We start from the raw sequence: 23,779 nt of genomic DNA on the forward strand, positions 1-23,779 counted from the left end.
ACATTCTAATTTTATTCATCTTTACAATAATATTACAAATAAAGGAGGAGGAGAAATGATTAAAAGATTGGTTCCCTGGCTTAGTGGACTAGTACTTACATTATGTCTATGTGGAACGGCTATGGCTGCGGAACCAGTGATAGCTGATCAACAACAGGCGTTGGAACTAGCAAAAAAATTACTTCCGGAAATTGTTGGGAACCAGGACCCGGAAGTAGAATTCCTTGAGGATAATTACCGCGGTACAGATATTTGGTCCTTGAGGCTCCGTAACGAATTACCTCGCCCATTTGGACCCTACAGAGAAGGGCATATCGAAATTAATGCAAAGGATGGTTCACTAGTTAGCTTTTACTACCGCCCTAATCCCGAAGATAAAAAAACAGATCAACAGGTTGTTGATCGAAGCCAGGCAAGGGAAATTGCATTAAATTATATTAAAAAAATGCAGCCCAACCTAATCAGTCAAGTTCGTCTAGAAGATAATCCGGTTTATCCTTACTATCAAAATGCTACCCTGGAATTGGCCTACTCCTTCTACTGGAAGCGAGTAGTTAACGGCATTCCCGTTCAGGGGGATGGTATCGGGGTCAGGGTTGATGCGGTCACAGGCAAGGTTATTAGTTATGATTTTACTTGGAATGAGGAGGCTACCTTCCCCGCACCTGGTAATGGCTTACTAAGAGCGGAATCCGTCGCCAATCTTGTTTTGGAGAAATTAGAACTTTACCCCAACTATCAAATGAATCTTGAAAACGGCTCTAAACAAAAGCTTACACCAGTCTATCAGCTTAACAGTAAGTACCAGGAGTTTGATGGTTACACCGGGCAACCAATCGACCAGGAAGGTAACAGTAAAGAATTTGCCGAGAGTAAACGTTACCAGCAAACCTTTTCTCCCGTCATAGGTGGAGCAGCGGTTCCTGGGGAATACCATCCTGGACAACAGATTAAACCTACTGATGCACAAACAATTGCTGAGCAATTTTTTAAGCAAATGGGCTACAGCGGTAAAGTAAGCCGCGGCGGCAATGGCATTGAAAGTGGTCCCGGCTATACTATTGAACGCTGGAATTACCGGATTGAGACAGATCAGACGGAAAAAAACAGGATTCAACCACAAATTGATGTTTCTATTGAAACCACCACCGGAAAAGTAGTGGGTTTTCGTACCTGGAACAATGAACCTACTCAATCCGATGACAAAACAATCTCTTCTGAACAGGCCAAAGCTATTGCTGAAAAATTTGTGACCGGTGTTTTGGCTATCGGTAACCCCGTAGTGCTGCGTGACGAGAACTATCTTCGTCGCACTTCTGATGAGCCCTATCAATTTTCCTTTGTCCGGTTAATTCACGGAATTCCCTGCGAATACGGGGGTTTCCTGGTAAGTGTAGATTCCCACAGTGGAAAGATAACGGATTATCATCTGGGAATTTTACCCGTGGGCATTTCTTCACTGAGTTCCATCATCGATCCAGTAACAGCCGGCAAAGCCCTTAAAAACAGTCAATCCTTGGAGCTTAATTATCGGTATGCCAGGGATAAAGAGTATCGTCCTATGAATAAAGTCCAATTGGTTTACCGACTAAAATACTATGGTTCTGGTATTGACGCAGTTACCGGCCAACCCCTGGGAAGAGACGCTCTTGAGATAAAGCCAAAGCTTGCTAATCACTGGGCCCGGGGACCCCTGGAACTCCTGGCGGATAGCAGATTATTGCCGCATGGAGACTTTAATCCTGATGAAAAAGTTACCCTTCGGGAGGCCCTCAGGGTACTGACTGCCACTCCCCGTTACTATGATACAAACCAAATCAAGCTTAATTTCTCCGACATTAAAGAAGGCGACCCAGACCGTAGCATCTTTCAAAAGGCAGTTCAAATGGGTATCCTTGACAACAAGGGTGTGTTAAATCCAAGTAGTGTCCTAACCAGAGAACAAATGGCAGTATGGCTTGTCAATGCACTGGGCTATCAAGAATTAGCTAAGTCTCCGATTAAAACTGAAGTTACTTATCAAGACCTTGAGAATAATTTGTATCAAAACCATATTGCCTTCGTCACCGCCCTGGGACTCTTGGTAGGAGATAAAGACGGTTATTTCCACCCGCAGCAACCGGTTACTTGGGCCGAACTAGCCACGATTGTAACAAGAGTGGCCCCAAGAATGAACAACGGGTACTAATTGTAGGTTTTTAAGACTCATTACAACCAATGAAAAATGTAATTTTTTCCGTCAACGATTTCACTCTACTGCCATACCACTGCTGACAACCAGCCGTGGTATGGCTTTATATTGATATTACAAAAACCACTCCGCATGGAGTGGTTCCATTATTTCCTTTTGCATTAATTTGCGCCAGCGATCATTTAGGGGAAATAGATCAGACAGCCTTACTCAGCTGCTTTAAAATTATATATCGACTTAATTGTATCCATAATCTCCACGGTATCGTCAATATTGTTTACAATATCCTCAATAGGCTTATAGGCAAGAGGACATTCGTCAAGGGTTTCTTTATTAACCGAGGTGGTGAAAATCCCCGCCATTATGTCTTTATACTGGGTCAGTGTAAAAGAATGTCTGGCTTGTGTCCTGCTCATGATTCGTCCAGCACCATGCGGGGCAGAGAAGTTCCAATCTGCATTTCCTTTCCCTCGGCAAATAAGGCTGCCATCACGCATATTTATTGGAATCAATAGCTTTTCGCCCTGTTGGGCAGAAACTGCACCTTTTCTTAAAATCATTTTTTCCATATCTATGTAGTTGTGAATCGTCATAAACTGCTCAACAATATTGAGCTTCATCCCCTTAATTAGTTCCTGTAGCATGGCTTTACGGTTCAGTTCCGCAAAACGCTGTACTATTTTCATATCGTGGATGTAATCATGAAACAGTTTCCCGGACACATAGGCTAAGGGCTTGGGAATTTCGGTTAATAACTCTGTTTTTTTCCTTTTAAGTTGTTGCTGAATCTCCTTTTTGCGCCCTGTTGCTTTAAGCTCCTTGATATATGCATCCAGGTCGAGTTTGGTTTGTTTGTTGAGCGATTTAAAGGCTTCCTCTTGATAGAGGCTGGCAACCTCATGGCCTAAATGACGGCTGCCAGAGTGGATTACGATATATAGATTGCCCTCGCTGTCCTTATTGGCTTCAATAAAGTGGTTACCACCACCTAATGTTCCAATACTGCGCCTTGCCCTGCCAAGATTGACTTCACCTTTGCATGTTAGCTCGTTTAAGTTTATATCGTCGTTAAAAGGGTGCTCCTTCTCCCGTATGTTAAAGCCACAGGGTATTTTATCATAAATGAGCCGATCAAGCTTCTGCAGTTCTATGTGTCGATTCGCAATCTTTATTACTTCCATACCGCAACCAATATCAACACCAACAAGATTAGGAACAACCTTATCCTTAATAGTCATTGTGGTTCCTATGGTACAACCTGCGCCACTATGTACGTCCGGCATAATCCTTATTTTACTGCCTTTAGCAAACTCCTGACTGCATAAAGTTTCAATCTGCTTGATGGCACCCGGCTCAATATTTTTACTGTAAACGATGGCAGTATTATAGCTACCTTTTATTTCTAGCATCAGGAAGATTCCTTTCAAAATATTGTTCCATTTTTAAGAAGAGCCTCTTTTATCAATACCTCCTGCATACCCGGTCAGGCTTCCGTTGGAACCCACCACCCTGGTATGGAATCCCCTATCTCTCCAGCACATCTCTATTCACAAGATTAGGTGGTGTTTTCCCCGCTAATGCTGTCAGTAGGTTTTCTGCTGCCAGATTAGCCATAGTTGTTCGGGTCTTTTCACTGGCACTACCAATGTGCGGCAGAGCTACCACATTGGGCAGGGTAAGTAACGGATGATCTAAGGCAACCGGCTCATTTTCAAAAACATCTAACCCCGCAGCCCAAAGCTCACCCTGCTTCAGCGCGTGATAGAGAGCCTCCTCATTAACAATACCACCTCTGGCTGTATTAATTAGAATGGCAGTCTTCTTCATCAGCGATAATTCCCTAGCCCCAATTAAATTCGTAGTTTCGGGAGTATAGGGGGTCATGACACACACAAAATCAGACTCCCTTAGCAATGTGTCCATAGCAACATATTCTGCGCCAAATTTCTCTTCAGCTTCCGGTTTTCTAGTTCTGTTATAATATAAAACCCTCATATCAAATCCTTTTGCCCGTTTTACTACCCCTTCACCAATTCTACCCATACCAATAATCCCCAGGGTTGCTTCGTAAATGTCTTGACCTGTTAAAAGCATTGGCGACCAGGTCTTCCATTTTCCCTGCCGCAGAAAATTTGCTGCCTCAATCATCCGTCGTGCAGTTGCTAAGAGTAACGCAAAGGTAAAATCTGCTGTGGTCTCCGTTAATACTCCTGGTGTGTTGGTAACCATCATGCCTTTTTGGCTTGCTGCTGCTAAATCAATATTATTAAATCCCACCGCCATATTGCTGATTACTTTTAAATTTTTAGCCTTTTCCAACAGGGCCTGATCAATCTTGTCTGTCAGTAAGCTATAAAGGCCCTCTACCTCTGTAATCTCCTTTTCCAGTACTTCGTAGGGCACCGGAACATCTTCCTCATCCCATATTTTGACATCACACACTTCTTTAATCCTAGTTAGGGTTTCTTGAGGAATTGTTCTTGTAATATAAACTCTTGGCTTCAACTAATAATCCCCCTTCTTAGGCCATTAGATTGATCTCTACTTCCCTGCGGCGGTACTCTTCAAGAGTAAACTGCAGTCCTTAATCTTTTAGCACTTCCCGTATCTCTATTGATTTTATTATAACATTTGCTTAGAAGTAACGGAATTTCCGAAGTATCAGGGCCACCCCTTCCAGAAATTGAGAACCACATCTCCGTGAATTGAACTTTACTAATGGGATTATGAATTTGAGATTACGATCCTAGTCGAAAGGAAAATATACCAGGCATATTAGCAAAAAATAATTTATTAAGGGTTACCCTAAAAGTCACTCTCACATAGTATGTGATAGCTAATGACTTAGTTTTAACTAACTATCTTAGACCGGGTTAATAACTCTATTTTTCTTCGGCAAATTGTTAGCCCTGGCTAAGTTTTAAACAAAAGAGGAGGGTATACAGATGAAAAACAACAGCGGGGGCTTTAGAGAAGAGAATGCCATGTCCCTCTACGATTTACCCATTGGTAAAACAGCCCTGGTTAATGCCATCCAGGCAGAGGGGATCACCAGAAGAAGAATGTTGGACCTTGGCCTGGTGCCGGGTACCAAGGTAGAGGCTCTGCGGGAAAGTCCTACCGGGGACCCAAAGGCCTTTAGAATCAGAGGTGCTGTGATCGCCTTCAGAGAGGAAGAGAGTACAAAAATATTGATTAGCTATAAGGAGGATTAAGCCATGGGTCTGACAAACCAATCCTGTGGTACCAGAGTAAACAAGGAAACCTTTACGAAAAGTACTGCAAAAGTTGACTATGTGATTGCCCTGGCAGGTAATCCCAATACAGGTAAGAGTACCGTCTTTAATGCTTTAACCGGGCTTAATCAGCATACCGGTAACTGGCCCGGTAAAACGGTCTTACGAGCCGAGGGCAAATATATCGATCATGGATTGGTTTTTAATCTAATTGATTTACCAGGCACCTATTCTCTGCAAGCAAATTCAGTAGAAGAACAGGTAACCAGAGATTATCTATGCTTCCAAAAACCAGACGCAACGATTGTTGTGGTAGATGCTACCTGCCTAGAAAGAAATCTAAATCTGGTTTTACAAGTTCTTGAGATCACCTCTAAAGTTGTAGTATGTGTAAATCTTGTTGACGAGGCCAAGAGGAAAAAGATTTGCGTAAATATAGATGCTTTAGCCGCTAAACTCGGTGTCCCAGTGGTAGCAACCGCAGCTCGTGATGGTATTGGGCTTGATAAGCTGGTCAAAACCGTTACCGAAGTAGCTAACGGTACCCTTAAAACAGCGCCTTATTATGTGCAATACCATGACTCAATTGAAAATGCGATCAAAAAAATTCAACCACAAATTAAATTATTAGTCGGTGAAGAAGAATTTAATACCCGCTGGCTTGCCTTAAAACTGTTAGATAAAGATCAAACCGTACTTACAGAACTCGAAAAATATTTAAGACGAAAAGAGAATGTTACTACAGAAATCGGAGGTGAACTGTGGGCATGAGCCAGTCCATGAGAACTGGTCTTAACAGCATATTATCAGATGTTGATAAAATCAACCCCCATGGTACCCTCGGTATCAACGATTCCGTTGTCAGTAGTATTTACTATGCTGCTGAAAGCATTGCAAATGAAGTAGTTAGTCAAAAAGAAAAACCGAAAACTGATTGGGATAAAAAGCTGGATGATATTCTTACCTCCAGGGTCTTTGGTTTCCCTTCTATGTTGTTATTACTGGGCGTAATCTTTTGGCTGACCGTAGCAGGTGCCAATGTTCCCTCTGCCATGATTGCTGATGTACTCTTTTGGGGACAAGACCGTTTAACTGATTTATGTAACTATTTACACGCTCCTGCCTGGTTTCATGGTTTTTTTGTGGAAGGAATTTACCGCTGCCTAGCCTGGGTTATATCCGTTATGCTACCACCAATGGCTATCTTCTTTCCATGCTTTACCCTACTAGAGGATTTGGGTTACCTGCCGAGGGTAGCTTTTAACCTGGATCGCCTGTTTAAAAAGGCCGGTGCCCACGGCAAGCAGGCCCTAACCATGAGCATGGGCTTTGGTTGTAATGCTGCGGGTATTGTAGCCTGCAGAATTATTGAATCTCCCCGGGAACGTATGATTGCTATGCTAACAAATAACTTTGTTCCTTGTAATGGTCGCTTTCCCACCTTAATTGCTTTGGCTGGTGTTTTGGTTTTTGGTATGGGCAGTACCTTTGGTGCCACCGCCATTGTAGTTGGCATCATTTTGCTGGGGATTGCCGTAACCCTAGCTGTTTCCTGGACCCTATCTAAGACATTACTGAAAGGAGTTCCTTCCTCCTTTACACTGGAACTTCCTCCCTACCGTAAGCCTCAAATTGGCAAAATCATTGTTCGCTCGATCTTTGACCGTACTCTGTTTGTGCTAGGCCGTGCTATTTGTGTGGCAGCACCTGCCGGTGCAGTCACCTGGCTGTTGGCTAATATTTATGTGGGGGATCTAAGTGTTCTGGCTTACTGCGCCCAATGGTTAAACCCCTTTGCACAGGCTATCGGCCTGGATGGTTTTATTCTGATGGCCTTTATTCTCGGTCTTCCTGCCAATGAAATCGTACTTCCTATCTTAATTATGAGTTATTTAGCCACGGGCTCTATGACCGAGTTAGATAGCATTGAAGATCTTTATAATCTCTTTGTCGTTCAGCATGGTTGGACCTGGCTAACGGCAGTTTGTATGATGTTGTTCTCTCTGCTGCACTTTCCTTGTGGTACTACACTATGGACCATACGTAAAGAGTCCGGCAGTCTAAAATGGACCCTACTGGCTGCCCTAATGCCACTTGGCATAGCTTGTGCAATATGCTTTCTTGTGGCTCAGTCTGTGAGAGCTCTGGGTTGGGTCTAACTTTTATGGACAGTATACAGGCCACGGCCATTGTCGTAGCCTAAAGCTAAACCTTTTTAATCGGTTAAACCTCTCTTTGTGATATATAAATACAACTTGAATGATCAAATAAAGTTATCATATGATACAAAAGTTTATCAAAAAGATGCTTGAAAATTCAAGCAAATTATTAGTTGATTACTATTTGTATCTTATAATAAAGCTAATAATTATAGTGACAATCTATACCACAGCGTCACAATATATTTTCTATACTTATTGCTTGTAAGAACCTATCATGATCATGAAATAAGCTCATAAAGAACTATTTTTAGCTTACATTAACGTTGTAACCACGCTAAGTGTCCAAATAGACAGAATAAAATATATTATTTTTCCCCTGCCAATTGTGATTTTAAGAACAATTGGCATATTTTTTGCAATTATAATGTGGTCTGGGGATAAAAAAACACTTGTACTAGGTAACACCAACTTATAAATCAACGCTAAATAAAATGATGCTACTGATGCTGGATAAGGAGTGAAAAGTACAAATGAAATTGTGGAACAAAATAAAGGTCAAATTTACGATGGGATTACAAGTTAAGATCACAATATTTTTTATCTTAGGGGTTATTGTTTCTGTCAGCCTGCTAAGTTACTCTTACCTTACGACAATGCGTAGTGCTTTGGAAAAAGAAATACAAAATGAACAAATGATGATGGCGAATGCATTTGGAGCACAGGTTGAACAATATTTCAACGATGCCATGGGCGTAGTTAGAATGACAGCCCAGCTGCCAGCCGTAAAGGACGTGTCTTCCATCGGATTAATCAGAGAGGACATCAAAGGAGTGCCCCAGGAAGTTGACCGGCCCAAGAGGGATGTTATTAATTACGTATTAAAACACTACGGACAATTTGGTTACATGGAGCAGGTTACAGGCGATGTGGGTAATAATATTGTGATTGAACCCTGGGACTACCAACTGGATCTGCAAAGATTAGATTTTGGCTTTCGCGACTGGTTTAAACAGGCGGTAGCCAAGAGAAATACCCATATATCAGAGGTTTATGTAAGCTCATCGCTGCAAAAACCAGTCATTGCGATTTCCCACCCAATTATTAACGACCAGGGTGAGATAGCCGCTGTCTGGATGGGTGCATTGACCTTGGAGAAACTCAGTGAATTATGCAGTACATTAACCATTGGTAAAACCGGTTATGTTTATCTGGTGGACCAAAAAGGTGTACTGGCAGCCTATAAGAATTTTGACATCATCAAGGAGATCCGGGACTTATCTAAAACACCCGCGGTTCAAAGGGTCATGAAAGGTGAATCGGGAACGGCTTTGCTCACAGATCCCTTTGAAAAAAAGGAGTTTTTAACCTCGTATAAGCCTGTAGGCAAAACGGGATGGGGTATTATCGTTGTCCAAGACCCCGATGAAGCGTTTGCACCGATCCGGACTACGATGACCCGTGCCATCAACGTAGGTGTGATATTGGTGATACTATCGTTATTTGCAGCCTTGTTGCTGGCCCGCTCGATTAGTCGCCCGATAAGCAGGCTTGCTTCTGCTGCAGAAAAAGTTGCCGAGGGGGATTTGACAACAAACATCAGTATTCACTCTAATGACGAGATTGGCAAGTTAGCAGGTGCTTTTAGTCAGATGGTCAGCCAAATGCGTCAAATTGTCGTGGAAATAATGAACAAAGCCAACACTGTGACCAGTTCATCCCAAGTATTAAATTCCAGCGCCACGGAAACATCAGCCAGTGCCACTGAGACTTCGGCCACCATGACAGAAATCTCCTCCGTAGTTGATCACGTCAACGCCAACATCCAGGAGGTTTCCACATTAACCCAAACGGCAACCGAACAGGCTAGCGAGGGTTCTAAGGGTATTAGCCGGATCATTGAACAAATGCGGGCTATTACTAGTAAGGCCGTTGTAGTATCGGATTCCATTGATGGGTTAAATAAAAAATCCCATGAGATTAATAAAATTGTTGAATTAATAACCAGTATTGCCGACCAGACCAACCTGTTGGCCTTAAACGCCGCTATTGAGGCAGCCCGGGCCGGCGAGCAGGGTCGTGGATTTGCCGTAGTAGCGGAAGAAGTAAGGAAATTAGCCGAGCAATCAGCCAGCGCGGCCAAAGAGATTTATACTTTAATTCATGCCATTCAGCTTGAATCACAAAAAGCCGTAGTAAATATGGAGGAAAGTGGTAAAGAGGTTGAGGTCGGTACCCGAGTAGTCGGAGAAGTTGGGGAAAACTTTAAAGAAATCATTGGCTCAGTACAGGAACTATCATTAGAAGTAAAGGAAGTAGCATCAGCTGTAGAACAGATGTCTGGCGGGGTGCAGAATGTTGCCGCGGCCACAGAGGAACAAACTGCCATTATGGAGGAAGTCTCAGCTTCTGCTGAGTCTTTATCCCACCTTTCGGAAGAATTAAACGCCCTGATAGGCCGGTTTAAAGTTTAACAAAAACACATTATTAACTTTTATATATTCATTCTAGAATCTGCTATAATTAACTAATAAGCCCATGAACCGGGATGGGGTAGCTAGGGTTCCACCTTAGAGTTAAGGGTTGTGACCGAGGGCTACAGATCCTGCTGCGGCAGGAGGCACCTATTGGCATAAAAGGCCCGAGGGGGAAGGTTCGGCGTATTTTTTGTGCGCTGAATCTTTCTTCTCGGGCCTTTATTTTTTAAGGAGGAACGTGCATATGGCTGAAGTTAAGGAGATTCGTCCGGGAGTAGCTATCGTTATATTTAATAAGGAAGGTGAGGTATTACTACAAAAGAGGGCTGATGTAAACCTCTGGGGAATACCTTCTGGACATGTGGAACCTGGAGAAACAGTTAAAAATGCTGCTATCAGAGAAATATTAGAAGAAACAGGTCTGCAAGTTAAAATACTTCGGTTAATTGGGGTCTACTCTGACCCCAGTTCCCAGGTTTTCCAATACCCGGATGGCCGCGTAACTCATTTTGTAACCTGTTGTTTTCAAGCTAAGGTAATAGGTGGAGAACTTTCAGTGATTTCATCGGAAACACTGGATTTACGTTATTTTCCCTGTGATCGTTTACCAGCAAATATTTTAAAAATGCATCCCCACTGGCTGACAGATGCTCTTACTCCGACAGCACAATCTTTTATCCGCTAATTCATATGAAAAGGATCATTACCAGTAAAACTAATTTATCAGTTATCTGCTCTGGGGTTTGCTAGTGCCTGAAGTTTGGTAATTGTTTTCCAGTTGCGAACAGTTCCCGATGCGTCCAACTTCTGAAGATTATTTACAAGCTTGGAATTTCGTTGCGGAAATAGCTCCGGTCAGCCAAAGAAAAAACAACAATAATGAACCAATAACTACTGATCAGTCCTAAGAGTAAGTAATACAATCTCCGGCTTCATATTGAACCTAATGGGTAACACGCTTTCTCCCAAGCCTCCATTAATGATCATTGATGTCTTTCCAGAAGTAAATAACCCGTAATCCAGCTTTGGAAAAAGGTCCTGTCCAGGAATAACGATTGCACCCAAGATGGGTAGACGGACTTGTCCCCCATGAGTGTGTCCCACCATAACCAGATCAATCCCGGATTTAATTGCAGCATCATAGATGTTGGGAGCATGAGCTAATAATATTTTAGGAGCCGCATCATTAACATTCAATAAAGCTTGACCCAAATTATCTCTTCCCAGGTACGGATCATCCACTCCAACAACCCAAAAATGTTCCCCGTTTAAACTGAATTTTTCAGCTTGGTTTTCGAGGATTTTAACACCTGATTCTATAAGTTGTTCTCTAAATTTAAAGCCATTCCACCAATCATGGTTACCAGGAACAAAATAAACAGGTTTATGGCTAAGCTTTTCGACTAAATGAATACCTGGCATAACCCTGGGATTCCTTTTATCTACCAAATCTCCTGTTATTGCTACCAAATGAAACTCCTGCTTGTTGATTAGATTTAAAAGCTTTTCCTGCTTATGCCCAAATTCCTTATTATGCAGGTCGCTTAAGTGTAAGATTGTGAACCCATCAAAAGCTGGGGATAAACCTTTTACTAAGATAGTGTACTTCTTGACTAAAAGAAAATTCACTTCTAGTAGTGAGTAAGATAGTAAAGCTAAGGCACTACCTAAGATAAAGGATCGCCGTGAAATTTCTATCAACAAATATCCTCCTTTAAATTCCACTCCGCCAGATAGCAGCATGGCATCTAACGTCTGAGAATTCCTAAAGCTTCCTAACGCATCCATATCCACAAGTTTTGGAAATCAAAAAACCTATCAATTTATTTATAACTCACAACCTCAATCCCTTCCTTTTGAACTATTTTGCATAACTCGCTTAAATATTCCGGTGAGGGAGTTTTCCACTGCCTGGATGGCTTTGCCAAACCAAGAGCTTCATATTTGCTATCGCCAAATGAATGATAGGGTAGTAACTCTAATTTTGCTGTATCTATATTGGCTTTAACAAATTTAGCAGTGTTTCTAATATTCTCTAGATCGGAATTCACCCCATCAATTACCGGTATGCGAACTACCACGGGTACTTTCAATTCATTAAGCCTAGATATATTCTTTAATATTCTTTCGTTGCCAATCCCTGAATAAAATCTGTGTTTATTTTCGTCCATGTGTTTTATATCTACAAAGATTAAATTTAATTTTTCTAATATGTCTTTCACTTCGTCAAAATTAAAATAGCCGGATGTTTCCAGCGCTAAATCTATCGCCTTATCGTAAAGTTTAGATACAAGTTCTCTTAGCATATCTGCTTGTAGGGTTGCCTCACCGCCGGAAAAGGTGACCCCGCCCCCTGAATATCTATAAAATATTTTTTGCTTTTCAATTATTTCTAGTATTTGTTCACTATTATAATGGAAAATTAAATTTTTTCTACTACTTGTGGGGCAGGCATTCACGCAAAGGCCACAGGCTTTGCATTGTTTTCGTTCCAGAGAATGGTTTAAATGAATACCCACTCCATGGGGACATACTTGAACACACCGGCCACATCCTATGCAGGTCTTATCATAGTAGGCAATTTTGTTGAGATTTGTCTGACTTTCCGGATTAGAACACCACTGACATTTAAGGGGGCAACCGGCAAAAAAAATAATTGTTCTGATCCCATTGCCATCATTGACAGAAAAATTTTGTAATTGCATAAAATTTCCACTTATGCTGTTCATATAGGCCTCCCTACTAAAAAACGGGCGTTAAAGTAAAGACAAGGCCTTTGTTAAGCCATGTCTTTACTTTCATATTAATAATTTTCATGGGCTGTTCTGGCAATGATGGCATCCTGCATTGACCTAGATAAATTAACAAATTGTGTACTATATCCGGCCACCCTAACTAATAAATCTTTGTAATCTTCCGGGTTCTTTTGAGCTTTACGCAATGTTTCAGTAGATATTGTATTAAACTGAACATGGAATGCCCCTAGAGCAAAGAAGGATTGGATCATGGAGCCTAAGTTACTCTGACCCCTTTTCGTATTTACTAAATCTTCATTTAATCGTAAGTTTAATAACGTTCCTCCGGAATGTACATCCTGATTAAGTTTTGCCGCTGAACGCATGGCGGCCAAGGGAGTAGACGTATCGGACCCAGCAAAGGGCGATACCCCTTCGGACAAAGGTTCCTTTGCTTTTCTGCCGCAGGGAGTAGCACCAACAACCTTACCGGTTGGCAGGTAATTAGAAATGCCCATAAAAGCGGTGTTAAAATTGTTGCCATTAATGTCTTGATATTTGTGTCCTTCTTTGTAATAATAATTAGCCATTTTAATAGCAATATCATCCACATAGTCCAGATCATTGCCATACTTGGAAACAGCTAGCGCTAATTGTCTTAACTCTTCGTACCCCTGCCAATTGGCATTGAGGGCCTGAATTAAAGTTTCCATAGTGGTAACTTTATCTTCAAATACGAGTTTCTTGATAACAGCCAAAGAGTTAGAGGTAACAGCCAGACCAATCCCCGTAAGAACCGGCCCTAAGTTGTATTTTGCCCCGGCATCAACCAGGTCTTTTCCCTTAGTCAGACATTCTTCTATACAAGCTGATAAGAAGGGTCTGGGAACCATCTCCTGGTGGAGTTTTTGTGCTACCAAAGTGGCGATAATGGAGTGTTTAATTAAATTACTAAACTGTCTATAGAAGGCTTCTTCAACTTCTTCATAGGATTCAAAGCTGATTGGGTCTTTTTCGTCCAAACCTATTTTTTCACCGGTAATCCTGCTTTTGCCTTGGTTTAAGGCAAATTCTAAGGCTGCCGTAAAGTTGATATTGACGGCGGACGTCCATTCGCCTGTTTTACGAAAATGAGGTACTACGCAACCACAGTTGTTCCAGTCTCTGGCATCCTCTGGCTCATAACCGGCATTGATGAGCATTTGATAGCCCGCATTATCGTTATGGATGGCCGGAAAGCCAGTGCCTTTACTGACCAAATGGGTTACCGCCTCTAAAAATTGACTGGGACAATCTTGATGAATTCTCACACTTAAACCCGGTTGGTGCGTCTTTACCCTTTCCGTGGCTTGTAAACACATATAAGAAAGATCATTGGTGGCATCTTTTCCTTCTCTTGTTTTCCCACCCACTGTTAGGTTTTGAAATTGATTGTATCCTGCGAAAAACTCAGCGGTATTGGCTGAGATTGTCCACACCCATTCAGAAAGCTTGAGCCAAAGAGAGTCAATGAGTTCCTGCAGCTGATCTTTCGTCATTATGCCCTTAGCCAGATCAGCTTTAAAGTAGGGAAGCATAAATTGGTCAAATCTCCCCACATTAAGTGCCAGGGGATTTTCAGATAGGATGCCGCCAAGTTGCGTAAACCAGACAAATTGAATTGCTTCATAAAAGGTAGTAGGTGGATTTTCCGGTATTTTACTACATATTGTCGCGATCTTTAAGAGTTCTTCTTTCCTGATTGCATTATTTTCTAATGCGGCCATTTCTTCAGCTTTTTTAGCATATCTCTGGGCCAGGGTAATAATCCCTTTAGAAGTAATGATAATTGACTGATAAAAATCTCTTTTCTTCATATCTTCTGATGATGTAAGGGATAGCTCTGCCAGATGTTCTTTCGCCTCTCTAATGATGCCGCTAAAGCCTTTTTTGAATAGAACATCCTGATAATCAGGTGTTATTTCACCGACAGCTTGCCGCCATTTAGAATCATTATCAATAAAACCAGTATCAACTGCAACCTTGGCCGTTTCTGCCGGTAATTGCGCCAAAAAAGCTTCTTCTAAAGATTTTCCTTGCCAATAAGGAAATATATTTTTTCTAACGAAGGCCCTTTGCTCATCTGTTATGATATATGGGTCTTGAACTCTTTTATCGAAATCATCCATTTCCCGATCTACCCAGGTCCACGAGAACTCAGGCGTTAAAATACCACATTTTCTAAATTCACCAACAACGCCGACTATCAACTCTCCCTCAAAAATAGTAACGTCCAACTGTTCACAAGTGTCTCTGAAAGCTTTCGCCCTTCTGATCGCTGTTGCTTCACCCTCTGTATTCTTGTGAGACTCTGTCCAAATCCTGGCTCTTTGGTAAGAAATCACCGGCTTGGCATTAATATAATGCTGTCTAGCTGATTCAATTCTTTCTGTAAGCATAATTATCCCCTTTCATTTTGACCCGGATATGTTTTAACGTTTTTTGTTTGTCTTAACGGTCAAGGTTCCTAAAATTAATCCAGAACGCCAGTGCATTCCGGTTCAATTTTAATACTTAACTATATTTTGAAAGACTACTTCAGTGTCATAAGGATTACTATACGTGTGGTGCTTATTCGATTTGAAGGCTAATGCTGCCGGAGCACTAAGTTCGAAGCTTTGGTCTTCAACAGTTTGCACTAAAGTGCCTTGCGTTACCACAATATATTCTTCCGTTGAATTATTATGGGGCATAGACACATGTTTCGCGCCAGGAAGTAATCGAATGTAAAAATATTCAAAACCAGATATTGGGTTATAAGGAAATACATTATATAATATCATTTTCTCCTCTAATTCAAATACTGGCTCAAGATCATTTATTGATATTGGATCGTAATTATAGGTTTCACTGCCTAATAGCTCAGAAAATGAAATTCGTAACCCAGTGGAAATCTTCCATAACGTTGATATCGTGGGGTTTGATTCACCTCTTTCAATTTGACCAAGCATGGCCTTACTTACCCCAGTTAGATTCGATGTATCTTCCAAAGTCAAGTCTCTTTGAAAGCGAACCCTTTTTAAAACAGCACCTATATTAGAGGTTGGGTCTATCAATTATATCAACCTTTCTTCACACGTAGAAAATGTACTGACCCTCGTGATTTTATAAAAATAGTTCAGCGGTTATCCCATCAATACTATTATATTGTATTTTATGCGTTATTGCATACTTTTAAATATCTGTAAAATATGAGGAGTGGAATTACTTCTTCCTTCTTAATTTACCTTTTGCTTTTTTTATATTCTCAGCAACTCTAAATTTTACTATGTCGCTTATTAATCCATAAGGTAGTGGCTTTTCTAGAGGAAATTGCACGGATCCTTTTGCCCCTTTATATTCCGATAATTCACGTTTAAAGGCATCAATCCCGCTAGGAGTTGGGTAAAACCCTATATGATTTTTATAGGCAGCGAAATGCACCAGATTCCCATGCAACGCAAAGGTAGGCATTTGATAACTGATCTTTTCCTCTGCATCCGGTGCAGACTCTTTTATGACTTTTCTTAACATTTTTAGTATTTCCTGAACCTCCGGGGAAAACTGTAAAATGTATTCATCAATTGACTCATAGGTAATTTTATTGCTATCCATGTTTTCTCCTTAATTCATTCATTAAATCAATTTTCAAAAGATTGCATGGCAAGAGTTATGGCTATACACTCAATCTACAGACGGAAATACATTGTAGAATACCGTTTTACTCTTTTCAAAACGTGCATTATGAAATGCATGGGGGGTTGCCTCCTCATGGGGGTAGCCAAGAAGCAATATTGCGACCGGGACAATGCTTTCCGGCAAAGCAAACTTTTCTCTGATTGCTGTCGGATCAAAATGTCCAACCCAGGTAGAACCTAATCCTAAATTAGTAGCTTCTAACATCATGTGCGTGGCAACAATGCTTGCATCAATATCTCCGCTGTCCTTGCCATCGTATTTTCTTTTCCAGCTCACCGTTTGGTCATAGCAAATCAGTATAGCCAAAGTTTCATGGAAACGATAGGGAGTACAGTCTCTCATTTTATTTAGGCTGTCCTCACTATCAAGTACAAGGATCCGCTGCGGCTGATAATTTACAGCAGTTGGAGCGACCCTGCCAGCCTCCAAAATCAAATCCACTTTTTCCTGTTCGACTTTTTTATGAGTAAACTTTCTAACAGAGTAACGCTGTTTTGCTAATTCTAAAAAGTCCATATTAAATTACCTCCAATATTATTTTAAATATCTACACGTAACTTTATAATGCAAAGTATATATTCTAATAGAATTATATTCAAGCACGTACCTTTTCGTTAGATACTATCCTTTAGGTTAGTATTAACATACCCCTGCAATTTTTTACCTGGTGCCAAAAAACAAGGGCATCAGGATTATGCATCCCGATGCCCTTAGATTCTTCTATACAGATTTTATTGTAAGTAATCTTTTACCAGTTTCAGAAAATGCCGATGTACCAAGGGATCCTTTGTAAGTTCTGGATGAAAGGAAGTGACTAATTGGCGACCCTGTTGTGCCGCGACGATCCTGCCATTTATCCGAGAAAGAACATTGACATCCTCACCCACACTTTCAATATATGGCGCGCGAATAAACGGCATGGGGATTTGTTTTTCTCCTTCTCCATGAAAAGAAGCTACGGCGTTAAAGCTGCCCAACTGTCTGCCATAGGCATTACGAACAACTGAAATATCCATCGTTCCCAAATGCTTCATCGGACTGTTGACAATTGTTTTGGCAAGCAGAATCATTCCTGCACAGGTTCCAAAAACAGGCATGCCCTTGCTAATGTATTGTCGTATATCATCGATCATATCTAAATCACAGAGCAATTTCCCCATCACGGTACTTTCGCCGCCCGGCAAAATGATGCCGTCGAAAGACTTAGACAAATCCATTTTATTTCGGATTTCCATACTATTTACACCCAGCATATCAAGCATGTTCCGGTGTTCGATAAAGGCACCCTGTACAGCTAAAACACCAATTATCATTATTTTCCACGCTCCGACATCAGTAACTCAATTTCACTTTCGTTAATGCCGACCATGGCTTCGCCAAGATCTTCGGACAGTGCGGCAAGCATCTCTGCGTCCTGATAATTGGTAACAGCCTTTACGATGGCGTTAGCTCTTTTCGCAGGATTTCCCGATTTGAAAATTCCCGACCCGACAAATACGCCTTCCGCACCAAGCTGCATCATTAACGCGGCATCCGCGGGGGTGGCAATACCGCCCGCAGCAAAGTTGACCACCGGCAGCTTGCCATGCTCATGCACATATTTTAAAAGCTCATAGGGCACAGCCAAATTCTTGGCAGCCTCATACAGTTCATCCGCTAAAAGGGTTTGCACCCGGCGCATATCGGCATTAATTTTCCTCATATGACGCACAGCCTGAATAATATCACCCGTACCGGGTTCTCCTTTGGTACGAATCATCGCTGCGCCCTCCTGGATTCTGCGCAGAGCCTCCCCTAAATCTCTGGCACCGCAAACAAAAGGAACCTTAAATTTACTTTTGTCAATATGATGGGTGTCATCTGCGGGCGACAAAACCTCACTCTCATCGACATAATCGATCTCCAAGGCTTCCAATATTTGCGCTTCCACAAAATGTCCTATCCTTACTTTAGCCATCACAGGTATGCTTACTGCCGCCTGGATGCCCCGAATCATTTTGGGATCACTCATTCTGGCAACCCCGCTGGCAGCTCGGATATCAGCCGGAATACGCTCCAACGCCATAACGGCACAAGCTCCGGCTTCTTCTGCGATTTTCGCCTGCTCCGGTGTCGTGACATCCATAATGACACCGCCTTTAAGCATTTGCGCAAGCTCCTTGTTCAAATTGTAACGGTTATCTTCCACCGTATAATTCCTCCTTCGTATGAATGAATTTCCTCAATGTCATAAGTATAACTGAAAGAGGTATTGTTGAAATATCCAAATTGATATATATTAATAAGACCAGATAGGGAGATGAGTTGGATGCTAACCTATGATTTTAATAGTAAAGGCAAACTGCCTTTATATATTTGCCTTTACAACTATATTAAAAAAGATATTCTGAGCGGCATTTTAAAACCTGACGAGAAACTACCTTCTAAGCGTAATCTTGCACAACACTTAAAGATCAGTGTGATTTCAGTAGAAAACGCCTATGCACAGTTAATACTGGAAGGATACATTTACGCCATTGAGAAGAAAGGATATTTCGTCAGCCCATTGCACGACACATTACCCGATCCGGTGGTTTCTCCTGTGAAAAAGCAATTTGTTCACGCTGCTGCCAAAGACGGATATATTTTTGATTTTCAATCCAATAATATCTGTTCTGGTAAATTTCCTTTCTCGACCTGGGCAAAATTAATGCGTGAAACCTTATCCGAACAAGCTGCTCATTTGCTGGAGGCTACGCCATACAACGGCATTGAAGAACTGAGAAAGGCCATTGCAGACCACTTATACCGTTTTCGTGGCATTTCTGTGCTTCCCCAACAAATTGTTATCGGTGCCGGGACCGAATATCTCTACAGCCTGATCATTCAGCTATTCGGGAGAAATCGTATTTATGCAATTGAAGATCCTGGTTATCCCAAAATGGCTAAGATCTATAAAAGTAATGATGCCTCATGTGTATTTATCGGTATGGATAATAGTGGCCTATCTCTCAAGGAATTAGAGGCTTCTGCTGCGGATATCGTGCACATATCGCCTTCCCATCATTTCCCTACCGGTATTGTTATGCCGATCAAACGACGACAAGAGCTCCTGATATGGGCAAATAAAAAGGATGGGCGCTATATCTTGGAGGATGATTATGATAGCGAGTTCCGTTTCTCAGGAAAACCCGTGCAAACCCTGCAAAGTATTGATGTCAACGAGAAAGTGATTTACATTAATACCTTTAGCAAAAGCATCGCCCCCTCCATCCGCATTAGCTTCATGGTTTTGCCGCCGCATTTAATGAATAAATACAGAGAAGATTTCCATTTTTATTCCTGTACCGTACCAAGCTTTGAACAATTTACCTTAGCTAAATTTATAGCCAATGGGTACTTTGAACGCCACATCAATAGGATGCGTTATTACTATAAAAGACAAAGAGACTCAGTCATTCACTTGTTAAAGTGCAGTCCTTTACGAGATAGAATCACAATATTAGAAGAAGATTCGGGCCTTCATTTCCTTATGAAAATACAGACCAACATGAGTGACGAGGCGATTGTCAAAACAGCGAATAAGCAAGGCATACGACTATCCTGCCTATCTAATTATTTCTATGATTCCTCAAGGCAGGAGGACGGCGTTATCATCGTCAATTATTCCGGCATCGAGTATGATAAAACGGAAGAGGCCATGCAACGCCTGATAAAGGTATTCATGTAAATATCAACATCTTGGGGTGAAACCGTCTTATTTTCCCTCTTGACCACGGTAATCATTTACATTCCCACCGTGAACGAAATCAGCGCAAAAAGACCCACTCTGTTACAGGTGGGTCATACGGCGGGTGCCGATATTATTTCCTATTTCTAATAAAAGCAAGAAAAGCATCTGCTTGTTTGATTAAATATGGAGCGCTTGTGGTTAGCTCTAGTTTCCCATCTTGATTCACCTGTTGCATGGCATTTGGGATGGTTAGACGAGGCAGATTCATAATATCCATATTTAGAAAGCTCAGCAAGGTAACTAAATGATCCTGGGCAATCCCTGTACCAGACATTCCCGGTGAAATCCCGCTGATGGCAGCTGGCTTCCCTGTTAAAACCTGCCCTTCTGTTTTGCTAATTGGCCTTGAAAGCCAATCAATTAAATTTTTCAGCACCCCAGGGAAGAAATGATTGTATTCTGGTGTAAAAAACAAATGCCGTCGGCCTCTTTAACCTTTTCTCTTATTTCTTTAACCTTTGCCGGAGCTGGATATTCAATGTCCTGATTAAAAAGAGGAACCTCACTATAATCTAATATTTCAACACTTGCTTTATCTTTTATATATTTTTCCGCCTCTTTGGCAAGTTGAAGATTAAAAGAGTCCTTCCGCAGAGATCCCACAATTAACATTATCGTAGTATTTTCCATTTATTTTCCTCCTTACGCGATTAATTTATTCCAGTATCAACCCATTTTTTGTTCTTGTAAAGATATAAAGCTATATTTTTCCTCATCTAGTTTCGCTTTTAATCATCAGGCAATTCATTGAATGAGCCAATGCTCCACAAATTGGCTGCAATCAATATCTAGTTTTTAGCCTGGCGTTTACTATATTCCTATAATTGGCTTATTTATCCCAGATTTGTACCTGCTAACTTCTGCCTCAGTCAATAACTTACGTAATCTATAACCCTTTGCCTCCATCTCTTCTTAAGGGAAGCCTATCAATACCAACTCTTATTTCCTTGTTTTTAGAAGTTTGTTTATATCTAAACAAATTTAAACCAGAATACTACCCCATCCTTGCTATTTTTAACACCATACGAAAATTTATGTACTTCCAGAATTGTACGTGAAATGGAAAGTCCAAGCCCTGTACCCTTTGTCTTACTGCGTGAAACCTCCGCTTTTCTGTAAGGCAGCCATATTTCGTTTATCTTTTCTTCCGGGATGTGGCTGCCGCTATTGTAAAATTCAAGTGTAGTGTCAAATATTCTTATACGAATTGATCCACCCTCAGGAGTACTATCAAGTGCATTGACAAAAAAATTATCAATAACTCTTTCAATTAAAGAATTATCCGCCTTGATAACCGCATCACCTTCGAGACTCGTCATTATGTGTTTATCATGACAAACTTGACTGTAACGATTCGTTATTTTAGCACACACTTCACCAAGGGATACATCCTCGAATTTTATTAGCAACCTATCAGATTCTAATCTTGACAATTCAAGCATTTCTCGAATTATCTTGTCCATACGGTTTACATTAGCCTGGATATTACCTGCATAGTACTCCCTTTTCTCTGTATGAACATTTTCCATAAGGTTTTGTGCATACCCTGAAATAATGCTTAAAGGTGTTTTCAAATCATGAGCTAAAGCATTTGTTATTTCATTCCGATGTTTTTCAAGCTCTTCTCTCTTTTGATAGGTTTTATAGGTTTGTTCTGAAAGAATCAAGGCTGCTGCAAAAAAGGTTATAAAGCAACTCAACCACACAAAAGTCAATGTACCAGCACATTGATCCAGAAGATTAACTTCCCGGGCAAAAACTGTCCAGAATTCACTATAATTATTTTGGTCGTTCGTCTCTTTTATAGTATTCTGATAAGGTATCGGTAGGTAATAGCGGTATGTTACCGGATTTACTCTTTCATAAGAAATATCCCCCGTATAATGCTTAACAGCCTCTCTTAACTTTTCTTTATTCAGTACCATATTACGTAGCTTCGCCTGTCTTTCATCATTGCCATCGCTGTTATTGGCAGGCTGGATGCTGCCATGCTCAAAATATGGTAAATCATTGGTATTTTTATAGTTTGAAGTATAGATAAGATTGTTTTGCCTTGTTCCACCACTTGACTTTACTTCCCCATGATCATCAAAGCTATGAGCATACATGGGAGTAACACTTATTTTATCAGGAATAATCATTTCATCATCAAGCCAAAAGCCTTCAATATTAAGTAAATACCCTGCCAAATCTCCTACCTTTTTAGCCTTTGGTTCAGCATATAAATAATTTTCAAGCTCCGTTACCGATTTTTCGTCAAACCAATCCTTCGGCTTTACATATCCGTATCCAATATAATGTTTGCTGCCTTCGCTATACTCTGTGTAGCTGCCTAACCAGTTATCGTTTGTATTAAAAATCAGCTTGTAATCGCCCGTAAAGATCGCCAGTTCTGTCCCTAAATCGGTGAAAAAGGGAGAATTTCTGACGAATTGCTTTTTTACCTTTGCAATATCAGTAACTTGATTATTGCTATCAATGGCATCTTGTAGGGTGCTTTCAATAGTACTATTAACTCGTAAAGCGAATGTTCGGAGTTCCAAGCCCTTCATTTTCTTTTCTTGAAATATCAGTAATATGCTAAAACCGGTCATTAGCACCAGATAAGCAGCTAATAAGGCAGCCAAGGTACGTATATATATGGTCTGCTTTGTTTTGTTCTTTTTCAATTTTTAGTCCTCCAATTTATAACCTCTTTTAATCACAGTTTTAATTTGATTGGAAGCACTCCCCAGAGACTTTCGCAGTTTTTTGATATGATTGTCAACAACCCTATCATTACCTGCAAAATCATAGCCCCAAATCCTGCTTAACAGGCTATCGCGGCTCACTATTCTCCCGCAATTCTCCATTAGTATTTTTAAAATGGCAAATTCAATTGGTGCAAGTAGTACTTCCTCCTCATTTACAAAAACCGTATAACGATAGGGATTCAATTTTATCCTTCCTGCAGTCATGATTTCGTTTCTTACTGTGCCTTTGGTACGTCTAATTAAAGCTGTAACCTTTGCATAAAGCTCTGCCAGTGAAAAAGGTTTGGCTATGTAATCATCACACCCGAGATTATATCCGTGCAATCTGTCGTTCTCATTGTGCCTTGCTGTTATAAAAACAATAGGAACATCACTATTTTTTCGGAGTTCCCGGCAAATTGTAAATCCATTAACCTCCGGCAGCATTACATCTAAAAGTACTGCATCATATTCGTTCTCCAGACATTTTTCTTGGCCTTCACCACCTGTCTCGGCAGAATCTATAGTAAAGGTCCCCCCGCTTTTCTCAACAAAATAGTCTGTGATAATTTCTCTTAACTCTGCATCATCTTCAACTAATAGAAATTGATAAGCCATCTTTTCACCTCCCAGTACATGTTAGCATACCAATGTATCTTCCCTGTATCCTTATACCCTAACCCTATATACTAATCCCATGATTTTTTCAAATAGAAAAAACGTGAGAATCATCACTCTCACGCTTACATTCTAAACGTAG

At 40.9% G+C, this 23,779-nt stretch carries 19 protein-coding genes and 1 pseudogene; 7 read left to right on the forward strand and 13 right to left on the reverse strand.

The window, feature by feature from the left end:
* Nucleotides 1-55: 55 nt before the first annotated feature.
* Nucleotides 56-2,188: an S-layer homology domain-containing protein gene (locus BUA78_RS03895; protein WP_072911133.1), complete on the forward strand. Its 2,133-nt coding sequence runs from the start codon at nt 56-58 to the stop codon at nt 2,186-2,188.
* Nucleotides 2,189-2,397: 209 nt separating this feature from the next.
* On the opposite strand, the gene BUA78_RS03900 is transcribed toward BUA78_RS03895, so the two are convergent.
* Both BUA78_RS03900 and BUA78_RS03905 read right to left on the reverse strand, forming a co-directional pair.
* Entirely contained in the window at nt 2,398-3,600 is a 1,203-nt protein-coding gene (locus BUA78_RS03900; RefSeq protein WP_072911134.1) for an RtcB family protein, read from the reverse strand.
* Between the two features lie 115 nt (nt 3,601-3,715).
* A complete protein-coding gene (locus BUA78_RS03905; RefSeq protein ID WP_072911136.1) occupies nt 3,716-4,696 on the reverse strand; it encodes a 2-hydroxyacid dehydrogenase in 981 nt (326 codons plus the stop codon).
* A gap of 440 nt (nt 4,697-5,136) precedes the next feature.
* Between BUA78_RS03905 and BUA78_RS03910 the strand changes: the two genes are divergently transcribed.
* From BUA78_RS03910 to BUA78_RS03930, 5 genes are all read left to right on the forward strand, one after another.
* Nucleotides 5,137-5,406 carry a FeoA family protein gene (locus BUA78_RS03910; RefSeq protein WP_072911137.1) on the forward strand — a complete coding sequence of 90 codons (270 nt, stop codon included), beginning with the start codon at nt 5,137-5,139 and terminating at the stop codon, nt 5,404-5,406.
* A 3-nt stretch (nt 5,407-5,409) separates the two neighbouring features.
* Complete coding sequence (locus BUA78_RS03915; protein ID WP_072911139.1) at nt 5,410-6,198, forward strand: FeoB small GTPase domain-containing protein; 789 nt, start codon at nt 5,410-5,412, stop codon at nt 6,196-6,198.
* Nucleotides 6,195-7,586 (forward strand): nucleoside recognition domain-containing protein, encoded by a 1,392-nt coding sequence (locus BUA78_RS03920; protein WP_072911140.1) that lies wholly within the window; start codon nt 6,195-6,197, stop codon nt 7,584-7,586. The genes BUA78_RS03915 and BUA78_RS03920 overlap by 4 nt, the downstream gene beginning before the upstream one ends.
* A gap of 533 nt (nt 7,587-8,119) precedes the next feature.
* Nucleotides 8,120-10,060, forward strand: coding sequence for a methyl-accepting chemotaxis protein (locus BUA78_RS03925; protein WP_072911142.1), 1,941 nt, complete (start codon nt 8,120-8,122; stop codon nt 10,058-10,060).
* Between the two features lie 247 nt (nt 10,061-10,307).
* Nucleotides 10,308-10,748 (forward strand): NUDIX domain-containing protein, encoded by a 441-nt coding sequence (locus tag BUA78_RS03930; RefSeq protein ID WP_072911143.1) that lies wholly within the window; start codon nt 10,308-10,310, stop codon nt 10,746-10,748.
* Between the two features lie 206 nt (nt 10,749-10,954).
* Here the strand turns inward: BUA78_RS03930 and BUA78_RS03940 are convergent, their stop codons facing one another.
* From BUA78_RS03940 to pdxS, 8 genes are all read right to left on the reverse strand, one after another.
* Nucleotides 10,955-11,764 carry a metallophosphoesterase gene (locus tag BUA78_RS03940; protein WP_338011600.1) on the reverse strand — a complete coding sequence of 270 codons (810 nt, stop codon included), beginning with the start codon at nt 11,762-11,764 and terminating at the stop codon, nt 10,955-10,957.
* Between the two features lie 122 nt (nt 11,765-11,886).
* Nucleotides 11,887-12,792, reverse strand: a complete 906-nt coding sequence (locus BUA78_RS03945; RefSeq protein ID WP_072911146.1) for a glycyl-radical enzyme activating protein — start codon at nt 12,790-12,792, stop codon at nt 11,887-11,889.
* Nucleotides 12,793-12,866: 74 nt separating this feature from the next.
* Entirely contained in the window at nt 12,867-15,236 is a 2,370-nt protein-coding gene (locus BUA78_RS03950) for a glycyl radical protein (RefSeq protein ID WP_072911148.1), read from the reverse strand.
* Nucleotides 15,237-15,344: 108 nt separating this feature from the next.
* Entirely contained in the window at nt 15,345-15,893 is a 549-nt protein-coding gene (locus tag BUA78_RS03955) for a helix-turn-helix domain-containing protein (protein WP_072911149.1), read from the reverse strand.
* A gap of 148 nt (nt 15,894-16,041) precedes the next feature.
* Nucleotides 16,042-16,431, reverse strand: coding sequence for an iron chaperone (locus tag BUA78_RS03960; protein ID WP_072911151.1), 390 nt, complete (start codon nt 16,429-16,431; stop codon nt 16,042-16,044).
* Between the two features lie 69 nt (nt 16,432-16,500).
* Nucleotides 16,501-17,031: a nitroreductase family protein gene (locus tag BUA78_RS03965; protein WP_072911152.1), complete on the reverse strand. Its 531-nt coding sequence runs from the start codon at nt 17,029-17,031 to the stop codon at nt 16,501-16,503.
* 215 nt (nt 17,032-17,246) lie between these two features.
* Nucleotides 17,247-17,828 (reverse strand): pyridoxal 5'-phosphate synthase glutaminase subunit PdxT, encoded by a 582-nt coding sequence (pdxT, locus tag BUA78_RS03970; RefSeq protein WP_072911154.1) that lies wholly within the window; start codon nt 17,826-17,828, stop codon nt 17,247-17,249.
* Nucleotides 17,828-18,703 (reverse strand): pyridoxal 5'-phosphate synthase lyase subunit PdxS, encoded by an 876-nt coding sequence (gene pdxS / locus BUA78_RS03975; protein ID WP_072911155.1) that lies wholly within the window; start codon nt 18,701-18,703, stop codon nt 17,828-17,830. Before pdxS ends, pdxT begins: the two co-directional genes overlap by 1 nt.
* 120 nt (nt 18,704-18,823) lie before the next feature.
* On the opposite strand from pdxS, the gene pdxR reads away from it, so the two are divergent.
* A complete protein-coding gene (pdxR, locus tag BUA78_RS03980) occupies nt 18,824-20,224 on the forward strand; it encodes a MocR-like pyridoxine biosynthesis transcription factor PdxR (protein WP_072911157.1) in 1,401 nt (466 codons plus the stop codon).
* A gap of 133 nt (nt 20,225-20,357) precedes the next feature.
* Here pdxR and BUA78_RS21005 read toward each other — a convergent pair.
* The 3 genes and pseudogenes from BUA78_RS21005 to BUA78_RS03995 form a co-directional block, all read right to left on the reverse strand.
* Nucleotides 20,358-20,917, reverse strand: a pseudogene (locus tag BUA78_RS21005) (NADPH-dependent FMN reductase).
* Between the two features lie 341 nt (nt 20,918-21,258).
* Nucleotides 21,259-22,956, reverse strand: a complete 1,698-nt coding sequence (locus tag BUA78_RS03990) for a sensor histidine kinase (RefSeq protein ID WP_084082296.1) — start codon at nt 22,954-22,956, stop codon at nt 21,259-21,261.
* Nucleotides 22,957-22,959: 3 nt separating this feature from the next.
* A complete protein-coding gene (locus BUA78_RS03995; RefSeq protein ID WP_072911158.1) occupies nt 22,960-23,637 on the reverse strand; it encodes a response regulator transcription factor in 678 nt (225 codons plus the stop codon).
* Nucleotides 23,638-23,779: the final 142 nt, after the last annotated feature.

The organism is Desulforamulus aeronauticus DSM 10349, from assembly GCF_900142375.1.
GTDB lineage: Bacteria > Bacillota > Desulfotomaculia > Desulfotomaculales > Desulfotomaculaceae > Desulfotomaculum > Desulfotomaculum aeronauticum.